The following is a 23,585-nucleotide window of genomic DNA, read 5'->3' on the forward strand; positions in this document are numbered from 1 at the left end:
CCGTGGGCCAGATGCACCGGGCCGGGATGCGTGCATCCCGGCCCGGTCGTCGTCGTACTTTATTAATAATTACGCGCGCGCATGGCGCTTCTCACGCGAAACCTTCACCTGGTAGGCGATAGTGAGGAGCAGCAGCCAGGCCGGGCCAACGAAAACGGCCACGCGGTAGGCGTCTTGGAACAGCATGAGGACCACGCAGGCCGCCAGCGCCACCAGCACGAAAATGCTCGAGGCGAGGCCACCGGGCAGCTTGTAGCTGAGACCCGCCACGCGTTCCGGGCCGAGCGCGGCGCGGAATTTCAGCTGCGTGATCATGACCATCGTCCAGTTGATAATTCCGGCGATGAGGGCGATGGACAGCAGATATCCGAAAGCGAAATTCGGGAACGCGAAGACCACAATGACCGCCACCACGGTCACGGCAGAGGACGTCAAAATTCCTACGTACGGCGTGCCCGCGCGCGAAAGCGTGGCGAAAATCCGCGGCGCATTTCCTTGTTGCGCCAAGGAATACAGCATGCGGCCGTTGGAATAGAGCCCGGAATTGTAGACGGAGAGCGCCGCGGTGAGCACCACGAAATTGAGGATATGGGCCGCGAAGGTGATCCCTACCGAATCGAAAATCTGGACGAAGGGGCTGGCGTGCCCGTCGATGGAGCGCCACGGGATGACCGCCATGATGATGGCGAGCGAGAGCACGTAGAAAATGAGGATGCGCTGAATCACCAGGTTGATGGCGCGCGGGATGGACCGGCGCGGGTCGTCCGCCTCCCCGGCGGTGATGCCGATAAGCTCAATGCCGCCAAAACTAAACATAACGACGACGAAAGCAAAAGTCGCACCCTTCAGGCCATTGGGGAAAACCAGCTCGGCGAAGGAGGTTCCGGGCGGAACCTGGTGGGGTTCTTGGAGTCCGACGACAAGCACCAGGATTCCCAGCACGATCATGCCGATAATCGCCACCACTTTGACCAGCGCGAACCAGAATTCGAATTCGCCGAAGGCGCGCACCCCGAGTAAGTTCACCGCCGTGATGAACACCAGGCAGAAGGCCGCGGTGAGCCAGGTGGGGACCGCCGGGAACCAGTAGTTGATATACAGGCCGACGACGGACAGCTCCGACATCGCCACGAAAATGTAGTTAAACCAGTAGTTCCAGCCCGAGATGAAGCCGGCGCGCGGGCTCCAATATTTGTAGGCGTAGTGGGAGAAGGCGCCGGGGACCGGCTCGTGCACGCTCATCTCACCCAGGGCGCGCATAACAAGGTAGATCGTGCAGCCGCCAATGAGGTAGACGAAGAGGATTGCCGGGCCGGCCAGGCTGATGGAGGAAGCAGAGCCGTAGAAGAGGCCCGTGCCGATGGCACCGCCCAGCGCGATCATCTGGATGTGGCGATTGTGGAGGTCACGGTGCAGGTGGGCGCCCGATGCTGGTGTGCCGGCGGGTGCGGGTGAGGTGGACGTGGGTGTGCCGGGTGTTGGAGTTCCGGCGGGTGCCGGCGTGGAATTCGTGGACATAGAGGTCTTTCCCGATATGTGAGGAATGTGCTTATAGCGCCTTGAGCTTATCGCCTTGAGTGCGCGGGTGGGGAATTATGGGCGCGTGATGGAAAGGGGTGCGGGTGAGAGCCGCTGCCCGCGAGTAGTTCTCCTGCCGCTGTGGCGCCTTTCTGGCGAGTAGCTAGCGGCCGCCGGCGTGCATAGTGAAACATCTTGCGCTTGCGGAGTGACACAGGCCTCAATTTTCACTATAGCCACATGATTAACACCCGATGCCACTCGGGCGGTTTTTGGGGAGAGGGGTATATTAATGCATGCCCATGCACTTCTACCTGGTAAATTACATTTCTTCAATAAAAAGTACGTGTTAATTTGGCCCGGAATTGCAGCTTAAACTACCCATAGTGACGATGGTCACAAAGTTTCGAAAATCTCATCCTTCCCGTATATTAATAGAGCGCAATAAAGTATTGTGACTGTTGTGGCAGGTGCTCAGTGGAGTGCACGGCTGGTGAATGGGATCGGTCGGTAAAAGGCCTCTTCTGGGGTAGGCATGCCATGGACATACGTTTATAGGAGTAGACATGCAGTTGAAGAAGATTGTGGCTGGCGCTACCTTTGGTGTGATGCTCGCCGCGGGGGGGGGGTGTAGCTTACGCTGCTCCTGCCGCGCCTGATGCACCCCAGGTGACCGCTGCCGATACCACGGCGGCTCAGAAGGCCCTGGATGAGGCCAAGGCTAAGCTCGCTGAGTTCCCCTCTGCTGAGGAACTTCAGACCCAGCTCGATGATCAGAAGAAGTACGTCGAGATTCAGAAGGGCACCCTCAGCTACGCTGAAGAAAAGCTCGACGCTTCCCCGGGTGTTGTTCCCGCCGAAGAAGCCCACGCCAAGGCTGTTGCCGAGCTGAAGGAAGCTCAGAAGGCTTTCGATGCCAATCCGACCGATGAGGCCGCTACCAAGGCTTACGAAGCTGCCAAGGCTAAGGTCGATGCCGCGGCGGCTGCTATTAAGGCTGCCTCCGACGAATTCGAAAAGCTTGAGATCGCCGTCTCCAATGCCAAGGCTAAGCTGACCGAGCTTGAGGTTGGCGTTGTTACCCTCAACGACAAGATCGCTGCGCGCGCGGCTGCCGAAAAGGCTGTTGCGGATGCTCAGAAGGCTCTTGACGCTCTGAAGGGTGAGGCTCCGAAGCCTGAGCAGCCCAAGGTTGATCCGAAGAAGGATGGCGACAAGGTCGATCCTAAGGCGGACCCGAAGGCTGAGCCCAAGAAGGACGGCGACAAGAAGGACGCCGACAAGAAGGCTGATCCCAAGGCTGAGAAGAAGGCTGACCCCAAGAAGGAAGCCAAGAAGGCCGAAGGTAAGAAGCTGGCCAACTCCGGTGTTGACGCCGGTGCGGCTGCCGGTGGGGCTGCTCTGCTCCTCCTGGCCGGTGGCGCCTTCGTTGCTTACCGCAAGTTTGCCTAAGCAAACCTGCCTCTGGCACTAACAACAGTTCCGAGGCTGGTTGCCACTAGGTAATTCATCCTCGACTGTTTCATCGTTTCACGCTGAATGGGTCCGGGTTTTACCCGGGCCCATTCTGTATTTGAGGCGAGGGGCGGAGGAATTTCGATAAATAGAAGCAATGGTTCATTGATATGACGCGTAAATAACCCGGGTGCACATCCGATGTGGTGATGGTCACAGAGTTTCAATAATCTCATCCTTCCCGTATATTGATAGAGCGCAATAAAGTATTGTGACTGTTGTGGCAGGTGCTCAGTGGAGTGCACGGCTGGCAAATGGGATCAGCTTGCACGGTACAACGCTGGGAATGGTGCCATGACGATACGTATTTAGGAGTAGACATGCAGTTGAAAAAGATTGCGGCCGGTGTCACTTTTGGTGTCATGCTTGCCGCGGGGGGGGGGGTGTAGCTTACGCTGCCCCTGCTGATGATCCTGTAAAGGACGCGCAGCTCAACGTTGATTATTTCTGCACGCCGGGAACGGAATACTTCGATATGGCGAAGTGCGCCGATGCTGAAGCTGCTCTCGCGAAGGCAAAGGCAGATGCAGCGCAGCCGGCTCCGGCTGGCGATGAAGCAAAGCCGGAAGCTCCGAAGGGTGACAGTGTCAAGGTTGCTCTCGAAGATAAGCAGCTTGATGCGCAGTACAAGTGCGCAGAAGGCACCGAATACTACGACTTCGTCGCGTGCAAGACCCTTGAAGCGGAAATTGCCGATCTTAAGAAGTCTGACGCGGAACTTGATGCCACTTGGTTCTGTGCCGAAGGTACCGAGTACTACGACATGTACAAGTGTGCTGCTGCGAAGGACCGCCTGAAGGAACTGACGCCGGGTGCGAAGGTCGAGGATCCCAAGACCGACAAGCCGCAGGCGGAACAGCCGAAGCCCGAGCAGCCCAAGGTTGATCCCAAGAAGGACGGCGACAAGGTCGATCCTAAGGCCGACCCGAAGGTTGAGCCCAAGAAGGATGCCGATAAGAAGGCTGATCCTAAGGCCGAGAAGAAGGCCGAGAAGAAGGCCGAAGCCAAGAAGGCTGAAGGTAAGAAGCTGGCCAACTCCGGTGTTGAGGCCGGTGTTGCTGCGGGTGGGGCTGCTCTGCTCCTCCTGGCCGGTGGTGCCTTCGTTGCCTATCGCAAGTTTGCCTAAGCGAACCTGCCTCTGGCACTGACAACAGTTTCGAGGTTGGTTTCCACTAGGTAATTCATCCTCAACTGTTTCATCGTTTCACGGGGAGTGGGTCCGGGATATTCCGGGCCCACTCCCCGTATTTAGCGGGATAATGCTCGTCTGGTCGATATGGCGCCAAGACCCTCGAGCTATAACCCTCATCTCATATAGTGGTCAATAGTTTGACGTGGCTTAATAATTCCCTCTAGGCTACTGGAGGTGGGTGCCCGCACGGGGCATCACCTGGTAACACTGCCGGCGGCACGGCCCCGGCGCCCCGATTCGGACGGAAAGGATGCACCATGGTTCTCACTGATCCTCGCTCTGCCATGACGATGCCCGCCGCCCGAATGCGAATGCTGGGCTAGCGCGGATTCCACTTGGCCTTCGGGCGATTCCGCGCGCGAGGACATCTCGCCCCGGTCCGTTACGTCTCACTGAGCACCCGCCGCTGCGGCGTCGTATCGTTGATGGGATACGCTGAGTCGGACCGATCTCCATCACCACACCCAGCACAAAGGATATTAATATGACGAAGATCAAGACCACCCACGTCGGCTCCCTCCCGCGTACCGATTCGCTGCGCGCTACCAACGAAGCGCACCAGAACGGCCAGATTAGCGAAGCTGAATTCAAAGAAAAGCTCGATGCCGAAGTTGCTGGCGTTGTTGCGCGCCAGAAGGAGATCGGCCTCGATATTATTAACGACGGCGAATACGGTCACGTCATGACCGAAGTAACCAATTACGGTTCCTGGTGGTGGTACTCCTTCTCGCGCCTGGGCGGGCTGGAATTCACTGATAACGAATTCCACGCGGCTGCTACCGCGGGCGGGGGAGCGGTCGAGCTCGTTCCCTTCGACCAGCGCCGGGATTGGCAGCGGTTCAAGGATGCCTACACGGATCCGGAATCGGGAATCCACCAGGCCAAGCGCCAGGAAGTGGCCATGCCCACCATCACCGGCCCCGTGACCTACATCGGTGCCGAACAAACCCAGCGCGACGTCGACCTTACGCTCAAGGCACTCAAGGCCAATGGTCTTGATGCTTCTTCCGGGTTTATCGCGGCGCTGTCTCCCGGGTCCGCGGCGCGTATTTCCAATACGTATTACAAGTCGGAAGATGAAGTCCTCACCGCGATGGCCGATGCCCTCCATGAGGAATACAAGATCATCACCGATGCCGGCCTGACCGTCCAGATCGACGATCCCTCGCTGGCTGAAGGCTGGGATCAGGTCAATCCGGAACCGGCGGTTGCCGATTACCGCACCTGGGTGGCTCGCCGTATTGAAGCGATCAACTACGCGCTGGAAGGCATCGATCCGGAACTCGTGCGCCTGCACGTGTGCTGGGGTTCGTGGCACGGCCCGCACACCACCGATATTCCCTTCCGCGACATCGTGGACCTGTGTTTGAAGGTGAAGGCACAGGGCCTGACCTTCGAAGCGGGCAATGCGCGCCACGCCCACGAATGGAAGATTTGGGAAGATATCACCCTCCCGGATGACAAGGTCCTTATCCCGGGCGTTGTTTCCCACTCCACGAACGTGGTGGAACACCCCGAGCTGGTGGCCCAGCGCATCGAGCATTTCACCTCGCTGGTGGGCCCCGAGCACGTGATCGCCTCCACCGATTGCGGGCTGGGTGGGCGCATCTACCCGTCCATCGCCTGGGCGAAGCTCGAGACGCTCGTGGAAGGCGCCCGCCTCGCCTCGAAGTAAAGTCTCCAGGGCAGCGGGCCTAATGATCCCCGCGCCTTGAAGTACCGGAGCGGCACGCCGCTCCCTGTGGAACACCGAAGGGGACCTGCGCAGCAGAAGCTGTTCAGGTCCCCTTCTGGTATTTAGCCGCGAGATTCCAGCGGCGCGCGGTGGTCCAGTTTTATGCGGAGTGCGGCCCCGTCCCGGTATCAGTTCCGGTATACCGGCCGTGCCGCCTCCCGCTAGTTCACCGGCGATTCGCCCAACGTCACCTCGATGGTTTGCGGGGTACCGCCGCCGCGCGAAATCTCCAGGGTAATGGTGTCCCCGACCTTGTGGGTGCGCACCTGCTTAGCTACCTGCGCCGGGCTGGAAACCGATTGGCCATCCAGGCTGAGAATCGTATCCCCTTCCTTGACGCCGGCCTTGGCCGCCCCGGAATTCGGGCCGACGGCCAGCACGGTCACCCCGCCCTGCTCGCTGAGCCCCACGGTAATCCCGAGGGCGGCATTCTTGCCCACGGTCACATTATCGTCGCTCTTCCCGGCGCGAATCTGCTCCACAATGGACAGCGCCCGCTCGATGGGAATCGCGAAACCGTACACTTGCGCGGAGGTGGTGCCCTGCGAAGCGGCACTATTCATCCCCACCACTTCGCCCTGGGCATTCATCATGGGCCCGCCCGAGTATCCGGGGACCACATCGGCATCGGTGACGATCATATTCTTGAGGGTGTCAAAGCTCAGGCCGTCCTCTGTGGCCACCCGCACGTCCATACCCAGCCCGGTTACCTCACCTTTAATCTCGGTGAGATAGCCCTGCCCGCGCCCGTTGCCCACCGCGCTGACCTTATCGCCCTGTTTGGCCGGGGTACTAGCAATTTTTGCCGGGGTGAGCCCGGAGGCATCCTTGAGTTGCAATAGGGCGACGTCGCGCTTCTCGTCATGCCCAATAACACTGGCCGCGTAGGTTTTCCCGGCCGCCGGAATCTCCACCTGGATGGCATCCGATCCCATCACCACGTGGTAATTCGTGAGCACCTGCCCGTCTGCGGTCAGCACAATCCCACTGCCAGCACCCATGCCGGAGCCCATCCGCGCATTAATAATGGCAACGCCCGCAGGGCTTACCTTTTCGCCGCGGTCAATAGGACCGTCCGCGCCGTGGTTACCGCCCGGCAGCTGGGTGGGGAAATCGCGCGGAATCGGCATATATGGTTCCGCTCCACCCTGCTGGCGCCCATCATTCGGGGCGGTCAGGCCGTCGTTATATTGGAAGCTAAAAGGATCCTTGACGGAAGGGGAGCTGGCCTGCGGCTCCGGAGCCAGGCCGAAATACCCCACCCCGGTGCCCACGAGCAACGCGACTACCATTCCGATAATGACAAGAATGGCGGTGGTGCCCTTCGAGCGCCGCTTGACCGGCGCCGGCGCGGCCCCGAATTGGGGGCCATAGCCGTACCCGTAGCCAGGTTGCTGGTAGGAGCCCTGGTACGAGCCCTGGTACCCACCCTGATACGCCCCGGGAAATGCGCTCTGATAGGAGCCTTGCGAGGCGCTCTGGTACGAGCCCGGATAGCTTCCGGAATAACCTCCCGAGTACCCGCCTGAGCCGTTCCCTGCTGAGCTGCCCGGATAGGGCGGCTGTGCGGAAGCGTACCCGGCGGAGGGTGCGCTGGGGTAGTGGTACGCATTCGTGTAGCTATTCGATTGCGTGCCGCCTGCCTGCGTGCCACCCGGTTGGGTCCCGCCTGCTTGCGCGCCCGGTTCGCCCGAGTCATTACGCCACTCATCTGTCATGTGAAACGTCCTTTCCTCACTCCGCACCTAGCCGCCGCCACGGCTGCCGCGGTGGTCCGGTCACACCGGGTAGCATGCCCGCCGATTCTGGAAAGTTTCTGAACGTTGTCCGAAAATGCGAGCATTGCCCGCCGCGCTAAATCCACGACGGTAGCCACATATGCAGGCGCCAAAACTCATAGGAAACCGTTTGCCCGGTCCAGATTGGGTACCAGAACATCGCCGCCAGAATAATAAGAACGACGACGGCGCCGCACGCCGCAAGCGTGCGGCGGCTAATCCGGCATCGCCACCAGCGCACGGGATAGGCGCATATTCCAGGTGGCTCATCGCGGATAAAGTCCGCGTGGCCCCAAGCTGCGTCGTCGTACCTATCAGCGCGGACGCTCCCGTTCCCGCGCGCGTGCGGGGCGCCCAGCGCGCCGGTGATAAAGCCGAGGCCGTAGGTGAGGGCGAGGGCCACGAAGGGAAGGAAAGCAACCGCGTAGAACTGGAAAATAGTGCGGTCCATATAGAGCGACCACGGCGCGGCCATGGCGAGGTAGCCGCTCAGGATGGCCCAGGCGCGCCAGTCGAAACGGGTGAAAGCCACCCAGAGCACCACCACCAGGGCGAGGAGTGCCAGCCACCACACCACCGGGTTGCCCACCGAGGTGACCGCTTGGACGCAGCGCTCGCCGCTCGGGCACTGCCCGGCCATTTCTTCGGAGGTGGGCCACCAGAACGAGACCGGGCGCCATTGCACGAACCACTGCCAGACCGAGGATTGGTAGGTGTGCGGGGTGGAGAGCCCGTTGTGGAAATCCCACATTTGGCTGTGGTAGTGCGCCAAATCGTTGAAGGAATTGGGGAGCCAGGGGAAGGGGAGGGCCTCCGGGGTGCTCTCGCGCACGCCCGCCGCCCAGCCGTGCCCCCAGGAACGGCTATCGCGGAACCAGGAGAACCAGGAGGCCACGTAGGTGGCGGCAGCGGTGGGAACCAGATGCACGAAAGCCGGGATGCCTTCCTGGAAAACCGCGGCGCCTACCCACAGGCGCAGGCCTACCGCGTGGCGGGCCGCCATGCCCCAGGCGAAAGCCACCAGGCCGAAAACTGCCACGGCGTAAATCCCCGACCATTTCACCCCGCAGGCCAGCCCCAGGAATACTCCGGTAGCGAGCATCCAGGGGCGCCACCACACCCGCGGGCCCCAGGCGGCCGGGCGGCCGTCCGCGTGCACCGGCCCGAAAGCTACCCGGTGGGCCAGGCGCTCCCGGGTCCAATCGCGGTCGCGCAGCAGCGCCCAGAATCCGGCCAGTACAAAGAAAGCGAGGAGGTTATCGAGGATTCCGATGCGGGAGAGCGTGATGCCCATGCCGTCCAGGGCCATCGCGATGCCGGCCACCCCGGCCAGCCACGGGTTGAGGAAGAGGCGCAGGGCGATGCGAACCAGGAGCGCCACCGCGAGGGTGCCGGCCAGCGCCACCATAAAACGCCAGCCGAAGGGGGAGGTTTCCCCGAAAATCGCTTGGCCTATCGCCATAATCCATTTCCCGAGCGGGGGGTGAACCACGTAGTCCCCGGCCGGTGAGGTGTGGGAGAAGTCGCCGGCGGCGAAAGCGGCGTCGAATTCCGTGCCGCCCTGCCAATCCGCCTCGTAGCCCAGGCGCAGCAGCGAATTCGCGCCCTTGACGTAGTAGGTTTCGTCAAACATGAGGCGGTCGGGGAATCCCAGGCGGAAGAAACGCGTGAGGGCGGCGATAAGCGTGACCGCTCCCGTGATCCACCACCCCAGGCGTTTTTCGCTGCGGGTGAGCCACTCTAATCCGCGCGGGGCCAGCCCGAGCCGGCCGCGCAGCTCGTCTTCGTAGCGCTCCGCGCACTCGCGGGGGAGGCGCCCGATGGGTTCGCTTAGTTTTTCGCTCACGTGCGGATTCTATCGATAACTGCCCGCCCGCGTGGTGGCGCTGGCCGCGGAGGCCGGTGCCGCGCGTGTGCGTGGCGTTCCGGCGTGACGGTCCGGCCCGGCACCGCGGGCGCGCGGCCGCGGCACCGGAGCGTGGCAGAATAGCAGAATGAGCACAGGTCAGGATGCCGGACGGCACGAGGGGCACCGCCCCGGTCAGAACGAAAGCCATCACGCGGGAATTGTTCTTGCCGCCACTCCCATTGGAAACGACGCCGACGCCTCGCCGCGCCTGCGCGCCGAAATCGCGCGGGCCGATACCGTGGCCGCGGAAGATACCCGGCGTTTTTACCAGCTCGCCGCCCGCCTCGGTATCGAGGTGAGCGCCCAGGTGCTCTCCTATTACGAACATAATGAAGCCGAACGCGGCGCCCACCTCATCGACCTGGCCCGCTCCGGCGCGCGCGTCCTCATGGTCAGCGATGCGGGTATGCCCTCCGTGTCCGATCCCGGCTTCCGCCTGGTGGTACGGGCCCGCGCAGCCGGTATTCCCGTGACCGTGGTCCCCGGCCCTTCCGCCCCGCTCACCGCGTTGGTCGCCTCCGGCCTGCCCACTGACCGTTTCACCTTCGAAGGATTCCTCCCGCGCAAAGCCGGGGAACAGGCCGCCGCGCTCGCGGCACTGCGAAGCGAAGAACGCACCATGATTTTCTTCGAATCCCCGCGGCGCCTGGGGGCCACCCTCGCCAATTTCGTTACCGCTTTCGGCCCCGGGCGCGAAGCGGCGGTCTGCCGGGAGCTCACCAAGACGCACGAAGAAATCGTGCGCGGGCCCCTGGCCGAACTCGCGCAGCGGTTCAGCGAAGGGGCCCTGGGAGAGATCGTCGTCGTCGTAACAGGAAGTAGCGCGGCCGAAAGGGAAGAACAGGTGCGCGCGCGGGCCGTGGGCGACGTCGCTGAACTGTGCCAGCTCGGTCTGCGCCGCAAAGATGCCGCCGCTTTCGTGGCCGCGCGCACCGGTTTACGCACGAATGAGCTCTACCGCGCCGCCCTTGAGTAGGGCGAATAAAGCGCGGAAATACGCGGGTTTAGTGGGGTTTAGGGCCCGAAAAACGCGGCTAAACCACGTTCCACCCGCGCTCCACCCGGATTTTCCTAGCGCGCGTGACCTGGATCATGCACAGTAAAAACAACCCCCGGGGAACCGGGGCCGGGACATGATCCTCTCGCCGCGAGGCGGGTACGGGTTGGACAGCCAACAGTGATCCCAGGGGCCAAAGAAGACCCCGTTACCGCTGGCCGGTCTGCCCGAACGGGACCACGGACCGCGCTAGGAAAGGAACGACAATGGCTGTCAATATCCGCGGACGCAACTTCCTCAAGCTGCTCGATTTTACGCCCGATGAAATCCGCTACCTGCTGCGTCTGTCCGCGCAGTTCAAGGAACTCAAGCTCAGCGGCACCCCGCACCGCTACCTCGAAGGCAAGAATATTGTGCTGCTCTTCGAAAAGACCTCCACCCGCACCCGCTGCTCCTTCGAAGTGGCCGGCATGGACCTGGGCATGGGCGTGACCTACCTGGATCCGGGCAGCTCACAGATGGGCAAGAAGGAATCCATTGAGGATACCGCCCGGGTTCTGGGCCGCATGTACGACGGCATCGAATACCGCGGTTTCTCCCAGGAACTCGTGGAAGAAATGGGCGCCAAGGCCGGGGTTCCGGTATGGAACGGCCTGACCGACCTCTTCCACCCCACCCAGATGCTCGCCGATATCCTCACCGTCCAGGAGAACTTCGAGGACGGCATCAAGGGCAAGAAGTTTGTGTTCTTCGGCGATGCCCGCAATAACGTGGCGAACTCGCTTATGGTGGTCTGCTCCAAGCTGGGCCTCAACTTTGTGGCCTGCGGCCCGAAGGATCGCATGCCCGAAGAGTGGCTGGTGGATACCTGCAAGGAACTCGCCGCGGAATCCGGCGGCAGCGTGACCCTCACCGAAGATGCCGCCGCGGCCGCCACCGGCGCCCACGTGCTCTACACCGATATTTGGGTTTCCATGGGCGAACCGGATGAAGTGTGGGCCTCGCGTATCGCGGAGCTGGAAGCCTACCGCGTCACCCAGGAACTCATGGACAAGGCCGATCCGGAAGCGATCTTCATGCACTGCCTGCCCTCCTTCCACGACACCAACACCACCATCGGCGCGGAAATCGCCAAGAAGTTCGGGGTGACGGAAATGGAAGTGGAAGATCGGGTCTTCGAAGGTCCGCGCTCGCGAGTCTTCGACGAAGCCGAGAACCGCATGCACACCATTAAGGCCGTTATGTACGCAACCCTCTCCTAGGAGGGGTCAGGCACGTGCCCGCGCGGCCGTGCCCAGGTAGCGCGGGCGACGGCGCCGGGGAGCTGGCTGCAGGTAGCAGGGCCACCCCGCGGCGCGTCGCCCGCGCGTGAAAAGGACAGAAGATGACTCAGGAAAATACCCGTACCGCCGGCGAAAAAATTGTGGTCGCACTCGGCGGCAATGCGCTCGGGAAAACCCCGGAGCAGCAGCTCGAACTTATTAAGGAAACCGCCCGCTCTATCGTGGATTTGGTGGCAACCGGCAATGACGTCGTTGTCACCCACGGGAACGGCCCGCAGGTGGGCATGATCAAGGTCGCGACCGATAATTCCGCGGCCGCCGGGGAAACACCGTCGATTCCCTTCGCCGAATGCGGCGCCATGTCCCAGGGCTATATCGGTTACCACCTCCAGCAGGCCATCGAGGCCGAACTCGCGGCGCGGCAGATTGCCCGCCCGGTTATTTCGGTGGTCACCCAAACGGAGGTCGACGCCGCAGATCCCGCTTTCGGGCGCCCAACCAAGCCGGTGGGGGCTTTCTTCACCGAAGAGCAGGCCCGGGTCCTCATGGAGGAAACCGGAAACAAATACGTGGAGGATGCCGGGCGCGGCTGGCGCTGGGTGGTGGCCTCCCCGCTCCCCGTCTCCATCGTGGAACGCGATGTTATTAGCTCACTCGTGGAGGCCGGCACCATCGTGATCGCGGCCGGTGGCGGCGGCATCCCGGTGGTCAAGGAAGGCTCGGGATACCGCGGAGTCGCGGCCGTCATCGATAAGGATCGCACCGCCGCGCTGCTGGCGCGGGAGGTCGACGCCGATACTCTCCTCATCCTCACCGCCGTGGACGCGGTAGCCATTGATTTCAACAAACCCACGCAGCGCGATGTGCCCGAAATGACGGTGGCTCAGGCCCGCCAGTACATCGAGGAAGAACAATTCGCCCCCGGGTCCATGCTGCCCAAGGTCGAAGCCTGCCTCGAATTCGTGGATGGCGCAGCCGGAAAACGCGCCATTATTACCTCGCTGGAAAAGGCCGAACAGGGCATTTCCGGGGAGAGCGGCACCGCGATCATCGCCTAAGTCCGAAGGACACAATCATGACAACACGCACAAACGATGCCCCCGTCGGCAATGGGGCCGACGAAGACACCGGCACACCAACACCCCGTAAGAAGCGGCGCGGTATAACCATCCCGGGCGCTTTCACGATCCTCTTCTTCCTGACCATCGTGGCGGCTATCGCCACGTGGCTGGTGCCGGCCGGCTCCTACGCCAAGCTGAGCTACAGCTCGGATACCGGCACCTTCTCCGTGCTCAGCCCGCAGGGGGAAACCAAGGAATACCCCGGCACCCAGGACACCCTGAGCGAATTGGGCATGGATATTGACCTTTCCCAATTCACCTCCGGGGCCCTCAATAAGCCGATCTCGGTACCGGGATCCTATGAGTCCCTCGAGCAGAATCCGGCCAGCGTCGCCGATATTCCGGTCGCCATGGTGCACGGCACGATCGAAGCGGTGGATATTATGGTCTTCATCTTCGTGCTCGGTGGCCTGATTGGGGTGGTGAGAAAAACAGGTGCATTCGAGTCAGGTCTTATCGCGCTGACGAAGAAAACCAAGGGCCACGAATTCCTCCTCGTCTTCGCGGTATCCGTCTTCATGGTGGTAGGCGGATCGCTGTGCGGCCTGGAAGAAGAAGCGGTGGCCTTCTACCCGATCCTGGTACCCATATTCCTGGCCATGGGATACGACTCCATTATCTGCGTGGGCGCGATCTTCCTGGCCGGATCCATGGGAACCACCTTCTCCACGATCAACCCCTTCTCCGTGGTGATCGCCTCCAATGCCGCCGGTATCCCCTTCACGGACGGCATTATCTGGCGCGTGGGCGGCTGTATCGTGGGTGCCATCGTGGTGGTGTGGTACCTGCACCGCTACGCAAAAATGATTAAGAAGGACTTCACGAAGTCCTACGTTTACGAAGATCACGAAGCTTTCGAGAAGCAGTGGGCGATGACCACCCACGCCGATGATGTTCCCGCCTTCAACTGGCAGAAGAAAATCATCCTCGTTCTTTTCGTATCCGCCTTCCCGATTATGGTGTGGGGCGTTATGGCCATGGGCTGGTGGTTCCCGACCATGGCGGCCTCCTTCCTCACCATTACCATCGCGGTCATGGCGATTTCCCTCTTCGGGAAAGACCGGCTCAATGAGAAACAGCTGACGGATGCCTTCATCGAAGGCTCCTCCAGCCTGGTGGGCGTTTCGCTCATTATCGGGTTGGCGCGCGGCATCAATATCGTGATGAACGACGGCCTCATTTCCGACTCCCTGCTCCATTCGGCAACGAACCTGGTTTCGGGGATGTCCGGCCCGCTCTTCATCATCATTATGCTGCTGATCTTCTTCGTGCTCGGTTTTGTGGTGCCGTCCTCCTCCGGTTTGGCCGTGCTGGCCATGCCGATTATGGCGCCGCTGGCCGACGCCGTGGGTATCCCGCGGTGGATCATCGTTTGTGCGTATCAATGGGGTCAGTACGCGATGCTCTTCCTGGCACCCACGGGCCTGGTCATGGCAACGTTGCAGATGCTCGATATGAAGTACCAGCATTGGTTCCGCTTCGTGTGGCCGATGGTGCTCTTCGTACTCGGCTTCGGCGGGGCGGCCTGCGTGGCCCAGGTGCTTATCTACGGCGCGTAGGCGCGAAGAATACGGCTAAAAAATAGCCGAAACGCGCGGCTCCGGCGGGCTTGGTACCGCCGGAGCCGCAGCGTGCATTCCGCCGGCCCGGTATTTCGGCGCGGCGGTTAATGCTTTTATAATGTGACGGTGTGGCGCGAGACACTCGCGCTCGCGATCCCGCGTGGCGGGCGACCGTGGCGGAATCGCGTGGTGAAGGCAACGGAGCTGTGCAATGACGGTAGGACTGTTTTATTACACCTGGATGGTGGGACTCTTCATCCTCATGGGTTCGGCGACGGCGCTTGCGTGTTATCTCGTTTCGCGCCGTCGCATGTTTGTGTGTTGCGCCGCCCTTTTCCTTGTGTATTTTTTCGACGTCGCAACCGTGGCCCGCACGGACTTCACCCATCCACGCAATATTGACAGCGTCTACCACATCACCGCGCCCCTGGAATCCATCACCCTGGGCGCGCTGCTCATGGGGCTTATCTGGCTGACCTACGCCACCTTCATGACGGAACCGGAAGCGAAAGTGGAGTGGCACAGCACCCTCATCCCGGCCGGGATTTTTATTGTGGGAAGCGCCGGGGCTTTGCTGATTCCCGATCCGGCCTGGCGGGAATTCGTTTTCTTCTCCATGCGTGGCATCGTGGTGATCGGGATCCTCAGCGTGGCAACGTGGAATTATCTACATGCCACCACCGGGGTGGAGAAAATTCGCCAGCGCCGCCACCGCTGGCTTTACGTTGCTACCTGGGTGGCGGTATTGGGAACCTTCGCCTGGAATATTACCTTTATTTTCCTCGTGGCTCCCCACGCGGATAGCGCTTCTGCGCTGGCCTTCCTTCCTGAACGCAATTTCTTGGAAAACCTCATGTATATCTGCTGGGTGATCCACGTGATGCGTTTCGGGGTGCGGGTGCTGCGCATCCACTTCGACCGGCCCCCGGAAACCGTCAATCACCTGGAGGAGGATTTCATCGAATCCTCCCTGGTGTTCTATTCCCAGGCCCGGGGGCTATCGAAGCGCGAAGAAGAAGTGCTCGGCTACCTCATGCGCGGGAAAACAAATTCCCAGATTTCCACCGAGCTCTATCTATCGCCCTCCACGGTGAAGGTGCACGTGCACAATATCCTCAAGAAAAGCCAGGTGGCTAACCGCGAGGAGCTGGTCAAAGACTTCTGGCGCTCGGTTTAGCGGGCCGATTGCGGGCCTGCTGGCACGGGGCTGGCCGGCTGGCACACCCGCGCTATTTTGCGGAGTCCATTCCGGGGCGGTAGTCGATATCGGAGAAATCGAAATCGGCCTCATTGACCTCATCCGAAAAGTCGATATCTTCGTCTTCATCGGCGTAGTCATCGAAATCATCGTCCTCGTAGAGTTCGTAATCCTCATCGAGGTGCTCGAGTTCCTCCTCGCCAGCTGCGGCGTCGTCGTACGGATCATCGAATTCATCCGGAACTTCAGATTCTTCGTAAAAACCGAAGGCTTCCGAGGATTGCAGCTGTTCCACGCCCGCTTCGTCCATCTCTACGCGGGCCGCGGCCCCGAGTTCCGGGGAGGTGGGCACGGTGAGGTCAGAAAAAACGCGGGTGCGGAAACCGTTACGGACCGCGTCGATGGCGGTGGCGCGCACGCAATGCGATTCGGCAATACCCACCACGTCCACATCCGTGACCTCGGCGGTGCGCAGCACGTCCTCGAGGAGATTCCCTTGCGGATCGGTGCCCTCGAAACCGGAATAGCCCGAGGCGTACTGGCCCTTCTTGAACTGCACGTCGATAGGAAGCGCCGCGATGGATTCGTGCAGCTCCGCCTCCGGGGTATCGGCCACGCCGTGGGGCGGCCAGCTATCCACAAAATCCGGATTCTCGGAAAAATGCGGACCCGGATCAATATGCCAATCCTGGGTGGTGGCGATGAGAGCGTATTCCTCGGCGTTATCGGTGACAAAATCTGCAATGCGTTCGGCAACGGCGTTACCGCCATCTACCCCGAGGCTGCCGCCTTCGCAGAATGTGGGTTGTACATCAACAATGATGAGTGCGCGGGTCTCATCCATAGTCATCCTCCTGATGAAGCGGGTCATCACGCGGTGCGCGGCGGCCGGCTGGTTTAACGCAATGGTGGCGCCGCGCCCTTATAGTTTAGGCGCGGGGATGCGGGCGCGCTAGCGGGCGCGCGCGCCGGCACGCTAGTAGAATGGTGGCCATGACTCATATTCTCTCCGCTGTTGCCTGGCCGTATGCCAACGGCCCGCGCCATATTGGTCACGTTGCTGGATTCGGTGTTCCCTCGGATGTGTTCTCGCGCTATATGCGCATGGTGGGGGAGGATGTCCTCATGGTCTCGGGTACCGATGAACACGGGACCCCTATTTTGGTTTCGGCCGACGCGGAGGGAATTACCCCGGAAGAACTCGCGGACCGTAATAATCGCATTATTGTGGAGGACCTCGTGGCGCTCGGGCTTTCCTACGATCTGTTCACCCGCACCACCACGGTTAATCACGAGCGGGTTGTGCAGCAGATGTTTGAGGTGTGCCGGGATAACGGTTACATGGTGGTGCACTCCGCCCCGGTTGCCTTCGATCCGGAAACCGGGAACACCCTCCCGGATCGCTATATTGAAGGCACCTGCCCGCTGTGCGGTAACACCTCGGCCCGCGGGGATCAGTGCGATAGTTGCGGTAACCAACTCGATCCGCAGGATCTTATCGACCCGGTCTCCAAGGTCTCCGGGAAAACCCCGCAATTCCGCGAAACCGAGCATTATTTCTTGGATTTGCCGGCGTTGGCGGAGCGCCTGGGGCAGTGGCTTGATGAGGTGGAAGAATCTGGGAAGTGGCGCCCGAACGTTATCTCATTTTCCAAGCACCTCCTGGAAGATGTACGCCCACGCGCTATGAGCCGGGATATTACCTGGGGCATTCCGGTACCCGGGTGGGAAGACCAACCCTCCAAGCGCCTCTACGTATGGTTCGACGCCGTTATCGGCTACCTATCCGCCTCTATTGAATGGGCACGCCGGCGTGAAGCGCGCGGAGTGGGAAGCCGGGATGATTGGCGGGCCTGGTGGAATGACGCGGATGCCCGCTCCTACTACTTCATGGGGAAGGACAATATTGTTTTCCATTCCCAGATCTGGCCGGCCGAACTCCTCGCCTATAACGGGGAGGGGAGCCGGGGCGGCCAGCCCGGGGATTTGGGCACGCTCAACCTGCCCACCCAGGTGGTGGCTTCGGAATTCCTCACCATGGAAGGTCAGAAGGTCTCCTCGTCCAGGGGCGTGGTGATTTATGTGCGCGATGTACTCTCGCGCTACCAGCCCGATGCACTGCGCTACTTTATTTCCATTGCCGGCCCGGAAACTTCCGACGCTGATTTCACCTGGGCAGAATTTGTGCGGCGTAATAATTCCGAGCTGGTGGCCGGCTGGGGGAACCTCGTCAATCGTACCGCGGCCATGATTGCGAAGAACTTCGGGGAAATCCCGGCGGCCGGGCCGCTTGAGGATGTGGACCGGGAGCTCCTGGACGCGGTGGAAACCGGATTCACCACCGTGGGTGACGCCATTGCCGCGCACCGCCAGCGCGCCGCGCTCACCGAAATTATGCGGCTGGTGAGGGAAGCCAACGGCTACGTTTCCGCCACCGAGCCCTTCAAGATGAAGGATCCTTCCCAGCGTGAACGCCTGGGCACGGTGCTGCACACCCTCATCCAGGTGGTTTCTGATCTCAATACCATGATGAGCGTATTCCTCCCGCATTCCTCGAATACGGTGGACCGGGTGCTGGGCGGGGCCGGTGATATTGCCCCGATGCCGCGCCTGGAAGAAGTCACCGACCTGGATTCCGGTAAGCCCTACCCGATTATTACCGGGGATTATTCTGATCCGCATCCGTGGGAGCGGGTGGAAGTGCAGGTTGGCACCCCGATTTCGAAGCCGTCCCCGGTTTTCACCAAGCTGGATACCAGCGTGGTTGATGAGGAACTGGAGCGCCTCGGCATCGGTGAGGACTAAGCGTGCGCAATGAATCGGTACGGGACGGAGCCGCGCGTGACCCGGCACCGAATGGAGCGGTTCCGAACGGTGCCGTGCGCAACGAATTAGCGCCGGAAGAATTCGCTGCCCTCTCCGCGAAGGAGAAAAAGCGGGCCCGCCGCTGGTACCTGCCCGATGCTCCGGCCCGGCTTGTCGGCCCGGTTATCGATAACCACACCCATATTTGGGTGCCGGCGGGGGAGGCGCTCACCCCGCCGCGCGGGCGGATGCTGCCGAGCGAGGAAGCCGCCGCCATGGACGCCGCCGGGGTCTGCCACGCCATTACCTGCGCCTGCGAGGTCCCGGATCTGCTGCCCACCGTCGCGGTGGCAGAAGCGGATCGCGCGCATTTTTCCGCCGCGCTCGCGATTCACCCCAATGAGGCCGCCCGGCACCGCGGGATCACCGCGACCGGTCCGGATGGATTAGTCCAGGAGCTTGCCGCCCACCACACCCTCAGCCTGGAGGATGCCATTGGCCGGGTGGCGGAGGCAGCCCGCTCCAGCGCCGTCGTTGCTATTGGGGAAACGGGGCTCGACTATTTCCGCACTTCCGAGGAGGGCCGCGCCGCCCAAATTGAGGCGTTCCGCGCCCACCTCGCCCTCGCGCGTGAGCTCGACCTTCCCGTTCAGATTCACGACCGCGAAGCCCACGCCGATTGCGTGGAGGTGCTGCGCCGTGACGGCGCCCCGAGTCGCGTAGTTTTCCACGCTTTTTCCGGCGACGCCGCGCTTGCCGAGCTGTGCACCCAGGAAGGCTGGTACGGAAGTTTTGGCGGGCAAATGACCTACCCGGCCAATGATCAGCTCCGCGCGGCCTTCCAAGCTTTTGATCCGGCGCTGCTCCTCGCGGAAACCGACGCCCCCTACCTCACGCCGGTGCCCTGGCGCGGCCACCCCAACGCACCCTACGTGATGGCATGGACGGTACGTTTTGGGGCCGAGCTGCGCGGCGTGAGCGAAGCAGACTGGTGCGCCCAGCTCCTGGAGAACACCCGGGCGGTGTACGGGGAACTGGGCGCGGCCTAGGTAGCTTTGCGGCTCGTTTAGTTCTGCGGGCTTTCCGACTCGGGACTCTGGGCGGACGGCCCGGATTGGGGAGCCGACTGGCTTGAAGCCGTCTGCTGAGCTTGGGCTTGCGGCTGGCCGCTACCTTGCGGGTATCCCTGCTGTGCATAAGCCTGCTGGCCGTAATTCTGGCCGTAGGGCTGGCGGTACTGCTGGGCATAGGGCTGCTGGCCCTGATACTGAGCTTGACCCGGGTAGCCCTGGCCGTAGCCCTGCGGGTACCCCTGCATCGGCGCGCCCTGGTTCGGGTACCCTTGCGCCGGGTAGCCCTGCCCGTAGGGCTGCGCTGCGGGATAGCCGGGATAGCCCGGGTACGCGGGGCGCGCGGATTTCTTCGCGGCCGTTCCCGCAGCCACCCCCTGAGTGATCCCCACCAGTGCCAGAACCAAGGCCAGCGCGCCGGTCACCCAGAAAAGCACGGTGTACTGCGCCCCGAATTCGCGGAGCGCACTCACCGAACTATCCAAGGAGAGCGCCGCGAGCCCACCCAGGGTGATCGCTCCGCCCAGCGGCGCCAGCCACGAAAAAGCCTGGGCTGCCCGGCCGGTGATGAACAAACCGAGCACTCCCGCCAGCAACGCGAGGACCAATCCAACACCGTATAGGATCACGGGCAGCCACACGCCACCCGGATGCGCCAGCCCGAAGATCGAGGCATTATCTTCGCCCAGGGCCAGGACCGGCGTGAAGCACAAGATAATAAGAGCGATGCACAGTGTGGTGGTGAGAGCCGCCAGGCCGCGCAGCGCGCCGGTGCCACGCTTCGATGCGGAGGGAACGGGGTAGCTCGGAGGGACAGGCTGCTGTGCGTATCCGGGATATTGAGTGCTCATAGCCTTAAATGTAATCGATGTAACGCCCGCGCTGGGGGCGCGTTAGCTTTGTCTCCCCGCCAGGGCCTTCCCAGCCCTCTCCGGCAATGTGAAATAACGCTCAGATTACGATGCGCCAGCGGGCGGCGTCGTCGTACCACATGCGCAAAAACCGCAAGAATCCACGGAAAGATCACGCGACCACCGCGTGAGCGTTCTTGAAAATCTCAAGAAAAGCGAGCCTTCCTCTCCGGATCATTGTCCAAATGTTACGAAATGATTACACTCGATATAGTTTCGTTATAAAAGCGGGGCCGGAGGGTACTCGCGCAAGCAACGGAGGAAGTTTAGTGGGGCGTCACAGCGCACAGGGAATGGGACTCGAGCAATTCGTTCGGGCTGAGGTTTGTACCCCGGGTCCGCGGTCGCGGGCTCTCATGATGGAACGCGGCGCGGTGAGCGAGGCGGTGCAGGCCGCGCTGGCTACTCGGCCGCAGGCCACCGGTACCGCATTCCAGGCACCCGCCGCGGTGGAGGATACCGCTGCGAACGCCCAGCTCAGTGCTTTCCCGCTCAGCCGGCGCGGGGTTGCCGCGCTCGGGGCCGTGCTGCTGGCCGGCAGCGGTATCGGCTTGATGTCGCATATGTCCATGCCCGCCAATGCGTACGCGGATGGTTTCCCGGTGGCGCGCGCTGCCGGCGCCACGGTTTCCGAATACTCTTTCACCGTTAATTTTGAAGGCGAAGAACGCACCCTCACCACCACGGCGGGCACCCTCGGGGAAGCCCTGCGGGAAGCCGGGATCACGGTTTCCGGGGACGACGTTGTTTCGCAGAGCCTCGCCGAAGCGGTCACCCCCGGCGCGAAGGTCACCATCACCCGGGTGGAAAAGCGCGTGGTCACCGAAGAGGTGGTGGACGCGCACGGTTCCACCAAGGTCGACGACGCCGCGCTTGCCAAAGGCACCACCAAGGTGGAAACGGAAGGCAAGGATGGCATTTCTGCCAATACCTATGAAATCCGGGTGGAAAACGGCAAGGAAGTTGCTCGTACCCTGACTTTCTCCGCGGTCAAGCAGGCCCGCGTGGATGAAGTGGTCAAGGTAGGGACTTCGGAAAGCGCCGCCGCGGTGGCGGGCGCGAGCGGTGACGCTGGCAGTGCGGCGCTCGGGAGCGCCAGCGTGGTTCCGGCCGGCACCGCCCAGGAAATCGCCTCGGGTATGCTCTCCGCTTACGGCTGGGGTCAGGACCAGTTCTCCTGCCTGGTCACGCTGTGGAATCGGGAATCGAATTGGAATCACCTGGCGGAAAACAGCTCCTCGGGGGCCTACGGTATTCCGCAGGCGCTGCCCGGCTCGAAGATGGCGTCCGCCGGTGCCGATTGGCAGACCAATCCCGCCACCCAGATCCGCTGGGGTCTGGGCTACATCGAAGGCCGCTACGGCAGCCCCTGCGCCGCGCTCGGGCATTCCAATTCCCGCGGGTGGTACTAAGCCTGCAGCTTTAAGCCCGCGGCTCTCAGCTGCTACGCAACCGGTACGCAACCGCCGCTACTCAAGAGCGGTATTGCGCTGGTGCCGGGTCGCTTATACGCTCATGATTATGGGCGCCACGATAACGATTAGTGACAAACTAGCGCGCGATATTGCGGATATCGCGGCTCGCTACGGCATGAGCGAAGAACAGGTTGTACGCGAAAGCCTGGCCGCTCTTCGCAGCGAGCTTGAGGTCGCTGACCAGCTTGATGCACTGTATTCCAAGCGCGCTACCGCGATGGAGCGTTTGGGAAATTGAGGCGGCTCAACGAATTCGCGGTGGAACGCTGGTTGGCGCGGCGTGGATTTTATGTGCGCTCCCGGGCCGGGCTGCGCTCCTGCTTCCAGGGTGCTTTCGGGAAAATGTACGGGGTGGAACTGTACCCGAGTCCGCACGAAAAAGCCGCGAAAATCCTGCTGGAAGTAGAGACCCAGCATCCGCTTTTTGACGGAAATAAGCGGCTCGGGGCGCTGCTATGTGAAGCGCTCCTCAACGAGTTCGGCTTCGAATTAATGATGAACGACGACGCGCTAGCTGACATGTGTTTCGCTGTCGCCGGAGGGCAATTACGGGATCTGGCACAGATAACGGAGCTACTCAAAGAGAATTCGCGGCCGGAGTTCGTCAATAATGTGCATCCAGCGCTCGAAGCTGAATAAACGTGACTATTGGGGTATACAGTTACACCATGAATGTGGTGAGAAGCATGGTACTGGCCGGCAGCTGCGCCGCGCACTCGCCTTGCTGATCGCGGCGGTGGCGGCCGTGGTCCTTATTCTGGTGTATCTCTTCTTGGTTGTGTGGGCGTAACAGAGCCGGGCATCCGGGTCCGTATAAGATCACATGCTCCGTAAGTAGAAGCGCGAAGGGAGGCGGTTAAAAATGGATTGTAAGACCCTCATAGGTTTTGAAGCTGTGAGCTTAGAGTATTCGGTAGCCGGAAAACCGAATAAGGTTATTTTTGATGATCTTACTTTCTCGGTGGAGCCCGGGAGCATTACAGCGGTAGTTGGTCGTTCGGGCTCGGGGAAAAGCACCGTCCTCGATGTGGCATATGGAAAGCTGCCTCCCAGTTCGGGAAGAGTCTCCTGGTGCGATAGGGATCTCAGCTCTTTGCGTGAAAGCGAAGCGCAACATATCCGGCGCGCAAATATTGGGTACGTGGACCAGAAAGCGCTTTTACTAGGCGACCTCACTGTCCTCAAGAACGTTATGTGCGGGGGCGTTGATAAGACCACTGCACACTCTTGGCTGGAAAAGCTTGGCGTTGCAGATATTTCGGATAGTCGGGGAGCGAAGATTTCGGGTGGTGAAGCTCAGCGGGTAGCGCTGGCACGGGCGCTTGCAAAGCAACCTGATCTACTGATCTTGGATGAACCCACCTCGTCGCTCGACCTTGGAAACGCGCACGTGGTTGCCGAGATTTTACAGTTGGAGGCACGGCGGGGAGCCGGTATTCTTGTCGCCACTCACGATGACGTGATTGGGGCCATTGCCAACATGAAAGTGACCCTGTAAATGTTCCGGCCCAGTTGG

Annotated in this window: 19 protein-coding genes; 14 read left to right on the plus strand and 5 right to left on the minus strand. The window is 61.5% G+C overall.

Annotation, left to right across the window (positions count from 1 at the left end; translation table 11 throughout):
- Positions 1-69 precede the first annotated feature (69 nt).
- The gene (locus tag CZ322_RS04670; protein ID WP_087070419.1) at positions 70-1,518 is read right to left on the minus strand and encodes an amino acid permease; all 1,449 of its coding nucleotides are present in this window, start codon (positions 1,516-1,518) and stop codon (positions 70-72) included.
- 669 nt (positions 1,519-2,187) lie between these two features.
- Between CZ322_RS04670 and CZ322_RS04675 the strand changes: the two genes are divergently transcribed.
- The 3 genes from CZ322_RS04675 to CZ322_RS04685 all read left to right on the plus strand — a co-directional run bounded on the left by CZ322_RS04675 (position 2,188) and on the right by CZ322_RS04685 (position 5,900).
- Positions 2,188-2,970, plus strand: coding sequence for a hypothetical protein (locus tag CZ322_RS04675; RefSeq protein WP_087070420.1), 783 nt, complete (start codon positions 2,188-2,190; stop codon positions 2,968-2,970).
- 538 nt (positions 2,971-3,508) lie between these two features.
- Positions 3,509-4,159: a hypothetical protein gene (locus CZ322_RS04680; RefSeq protein ID WP_087070421.1), complete on the plus strand. Its 651-nt coding sequence runs from the start codon at positions 3,509-3,511 to the stop codon at positions 4,157-4,159.
- Positions 4,160-4,709: 550 nt separating this feature from the next.
- Positions 4,710-5,900, plus strand: coding sequence for a cobalamin-independent methionine synthase II family protein (locus CZ322_RS04685; RefSeq protein ID WP_087070422.1), 1,191 nt, complete (start codon positions 4,710-4,712; stop codon positions 5,898-5,900).
- A 221-nt stretch (positions 5,901-6,121) separates the two neighbouring features.
- Here CZ322_RS04685 and CZ322_RS04690 read toward each other — a convergent pair whose 3' ends face one another.
- Both CZ322_RS04690 and CZ322_RS04695 read right to left on the minus strand, forming a co-directional pair.
- Entirely contained in the window at positions 6,122-7,678 is a 1,557-nt protein-coding gene (locus CZ322_RS04690; protein WP_087070423.1) for a S1C family serine protease, read from the minus strand.
- 136 nt (positions 7,679-7,814) lie between these two features.
- Complete coding sequence (locus CZ322_RS04695; protein ID WP_087070424.1) at positions 7,815-9,584, minus strand: dolichyl-phosphate-mannose--protein mannosyltransferase; 1,770 nt, start codon at positions 9,582-9,584, stop codon at positions 7,815-7,817.
- Positions 9,585-9,732: 148 nt separating this feature from the next.
- Between CZ322_RS04695 and rsmI the strand changes: the two genes are divergently transcribed.
- The 5 genes from rsmI to CZ322_RS04720 all read left to right on the plus strand — a co-directional run bounded on the left by rsmI (position 9,733) and on the right by CZ322_RS04720 (position 15,787).
- Entirely contained in the window at positions 9,733-10,623 is an 891-nt protein-coding gene (gene rsmI, locus CZ322_RS04700; protein WP_234984464.1) for a 16S rRNA (cytidine(1402)-2'-O)-methyltransferase, read from the plus strand.
- 287 nt (positions 10,624-10,910) lie between these two features.
- Entirely contained in the window at positions 10,911-11,906 is a 996-nt protein-coding gene (gene argF / locus CZ322_RS04705) for an ornithine carbamoyltransferase (RefSeq protein WP_016443245.1), read from the plus strand.
- Positions 11,907-12,028: 122 nt separating this feature from the next.
- On the plus strand, positions 12,029-12,985 hold the full coding sequence (gene arcC, locus CZ322_RS04710) for a carbamate kinase (RefSeq protein ID WP_087070425.1): 957 nt from the start codon (positions 12,029-12,031) through the stop codon (positions 12,983-12,985).
- A gap of 17 nt (positions 12,986-13,002) precedes the next feature.
- Positions 13,003-14,607 (plus strand): YfcC family protein, encoded by a 1,605-nt coding sequence (locus CZ322_RS04715; RefSeq protein WP_087070426.1) that lies wholly within the window; start codon positions 13,003-13,005, stop codon positions 14,605-14,607.
- A 214-nt stretch (positions 14,608-14,821) separates the two neighbouring features.
- A complete protein-coding gene (locus tag CZ322_RS04720) occupies positions 14,822-15,787 on the plus strand; it encodes a helix-turn-helix transcriptional regulator (RefSeq protein WP_087070427.1) in 966 nt (321 codons plus the stop codon).
- 52 nt (positions 15,788-15,839) lie between these two features.
- On the opposite strand, the gene CZ322_RS04725 is transcribed toward CZ322_RS04720, so the two are convergent.
- The gene (locus CZ322_RS04725) at positions 15,840-16,652 is read right to left on the minus strand and encodes an isochorismatase family protein (protein WP_087070428.1); all 813 of its coding nucleotides are present in this window, start codon (positions 16,650-16,652) and stop codon (positions 15,840-15,842) included.
- A 149-nt stretch (positions 16,653-16,801) separates the two neighbouring features.
- Between CZ322_RS04725 and metG the strand changes: the two genes are divergently transcribed.
- Together metG and CZ322_RS04735 are read left to right on the plus strand one after the other, a co-directional pair.
- Positions 16,802-18,613, plus strand: coding sequence for a methionine--tRNA ligase (gene metG / locus CZ322_RS04730; protein WP_087070429.1), 1,812 nt, complete (start codon positions 16,802-16,804; stop codon positions 18,611-18,613).
- 74 nt (positions 18,614-18,687) lie between these two features.
- A complete protein-coding gene (locus CZ322_RS04735) occupies positions 18,688-19,662 on the plus strand; it encodes a TatD family hydrolase (protein ID WP_087071164.1) in 975 nt (324 codons plus the stop codon).
- A 17-nt stretch (positions 19,663-19,679) separates the two neighbouring features.
- On the opposite strand, the gene CZ322_RS04740 is transcribed toward CZ322_RS04735, so the two are convergent.
- Positions 19,680-20,534: a polyadenylate binding domain-containing protein gene (locus CZ322_RS04740; RefSeq protein WP_087070430.1), complete on the minus strand. Its 855-nt coding sequence runs from the start codon at positions 20,532-20,534 to the stop codon at positions 19,680-19,682.
- A gap of 329 nt (positions 20,535-20,863) precedes the next feature.
- Here CZ322_RS04740 and CZ322_RS04745 point away from each other — a divergent pair, with 329 nt between their 5' ends.
- The 4 genes from CZ322_RS04745 (at position 20,864) to CZ322_RS04760 (ending at position 23,567) form a co-directional block, all read left to right on the plus strand.
- Complete coding sequence (locus tag CZ322_RS04745; protein ID WP_087070431.1) at positions 20,864-22,006, plus strand: aggregation-promoting factor C-terminal-like domain-containing protein; 1,143 nt, start codon at positions 20,864-20,866, stop codon at positions 22,004-22,006.
- Positions 22,007-22,115: 109 nt separating this feature from the next.
- Positions 22,116-22,307 (plus strand): hypothetical protein, encoded by a 192-nt coding sequence (locus CZ322_RS04750; RefSeq protein ID WP_143231853.1) that lies wholly within the window; start codon positions 22,116-22,118, stop codon positions 22,305-22,307.
- Positions 22,304-22,708: a Fic family protein gene (locus CZ322_RS04755; protein WP_087070433.1), complete on the plus strand. Its 405-nt coding sequence runs from the start codon at positions 22,304-22,306 to the stop codon at positions 22,706-22,708. Before CZ322_RS04750 ends, CZ322_RS04755 begins: the two co-directional genes overlap by 4 nt.
- A gap of 223 nt (positions 22,709-22,931) precedes the next feature.
- Positions 22,932-23,567, plus strand: a complete 636-nt coding sequence (locus CZ322_RS04760) for an ABC transporter ATP-binding protein (protein ID WP_087070434.1) — start codon at positions 22,932-22,934, stop codon at positions 23,565-23,567.
- Positions 23,568-23,585 lie beyond the last annotated feature (18 nt).

The organism is Actinotignum timonense, assembly GCF_900155575.1.
In the GTDB taxonomy this organism is placed as follows: Bacteria; Actinomycetota; Actinomycetes; order Actinomycetales; family Actinomycetaceae; genus Actinotignum; species Actinotignum timonense.

Coding starts and splice junctions, on each gene's coding strand:
- CZ322_RS04715 (WP_087070426.1), top strand. CDS start 13,003: ATGACAACACGCACAAACGATGCCCCCGTCGGCAATGGGGCCGACGAA.
- CZ322_RS04740 (WP_087070430.1), bottom strand. CDS start 20,534: ATGAGCACTCAATATCCCGGATACGCACAGCAGCCTGTCCCTCCGAGC.
- CZ322_RS04720 (WP_087070427.1), top strand. CDS start 14,822: ATGACGGTAGGACTGTTTTATTACACCTGGATGGTGGGACTCTTCATC.
- CZ322_RS04670 (WP_087070419.1), bottom strand. CDS start 1,518: ATGTCCACGAATTCCACGCCGGCACCCGCCGGAACTCCAACACCCGGC.
- CZ322_RS04760 (WP_087070434.1), top strand. CDS start 22,932: ATGGATTGTAAGACCCTCATAGGTTTTGAAGCTGTGAGCTTAGAGTAT.
- CZ322_RS04680 (WP_087070421.1), top strand. CDS start 3,509: ATGGCGAAGTGCGCCGATGCTGAAGCTGCTCTCGCGAAGGCAAAGGCA.
- rsmI (WP_234984464.1), top strand. CDS start 9,733: ATGAGCACAGGTCAGGATGCCGGACGGCACGAGGGGCACCGCCCCGGT.
- metG (WP_087070429.1), top strand. CDS start 16,802: ATGACTCATATTCTCTCCGCTGTTGCCTGGCCGTATGCCAACGGCCCG.
- CZ322_RS04750 (WP_143231853.1), top strand. CDS start 22,116: ATGGGCGCCACGATAACGATTAGTGACAAACTAGCGCGCGATATTGCG.
- argF (WP_016443245.1), top strand. CDS start 10,911: ATGGCTGTCAATATCCGCGGACGCAACTTCCTCAAGCTGCTCGATTTT.
- CZ322_RS04685 (WP_087070422.1), top strand. CDS start 4,710: ATGACGAAGATCAAGACCACCCACGTCGGCTCCCTCCCGCGTACCGAT.
- CZ322_RS04725 (WP_087070428.1), bottom strand. CDS start 16,652: ATGGATGAGACCCGCGCACTCATCATTGTTGATGTACAACCCACATTC.
- arcC (WP_087070425.1), top strand. CDS start 12,029: ATGACTCAGGAAAATACCCGTACCGCCGGCGAAAAAATTGTGGTCGCA.
- CZ322_RS04690 (WP_087070423.1), bottom strand. CDS start 7,678: ATGACAGATGAGTGGCGTAATGACTCGGGCGAACCGGGCGCGCAAGCA.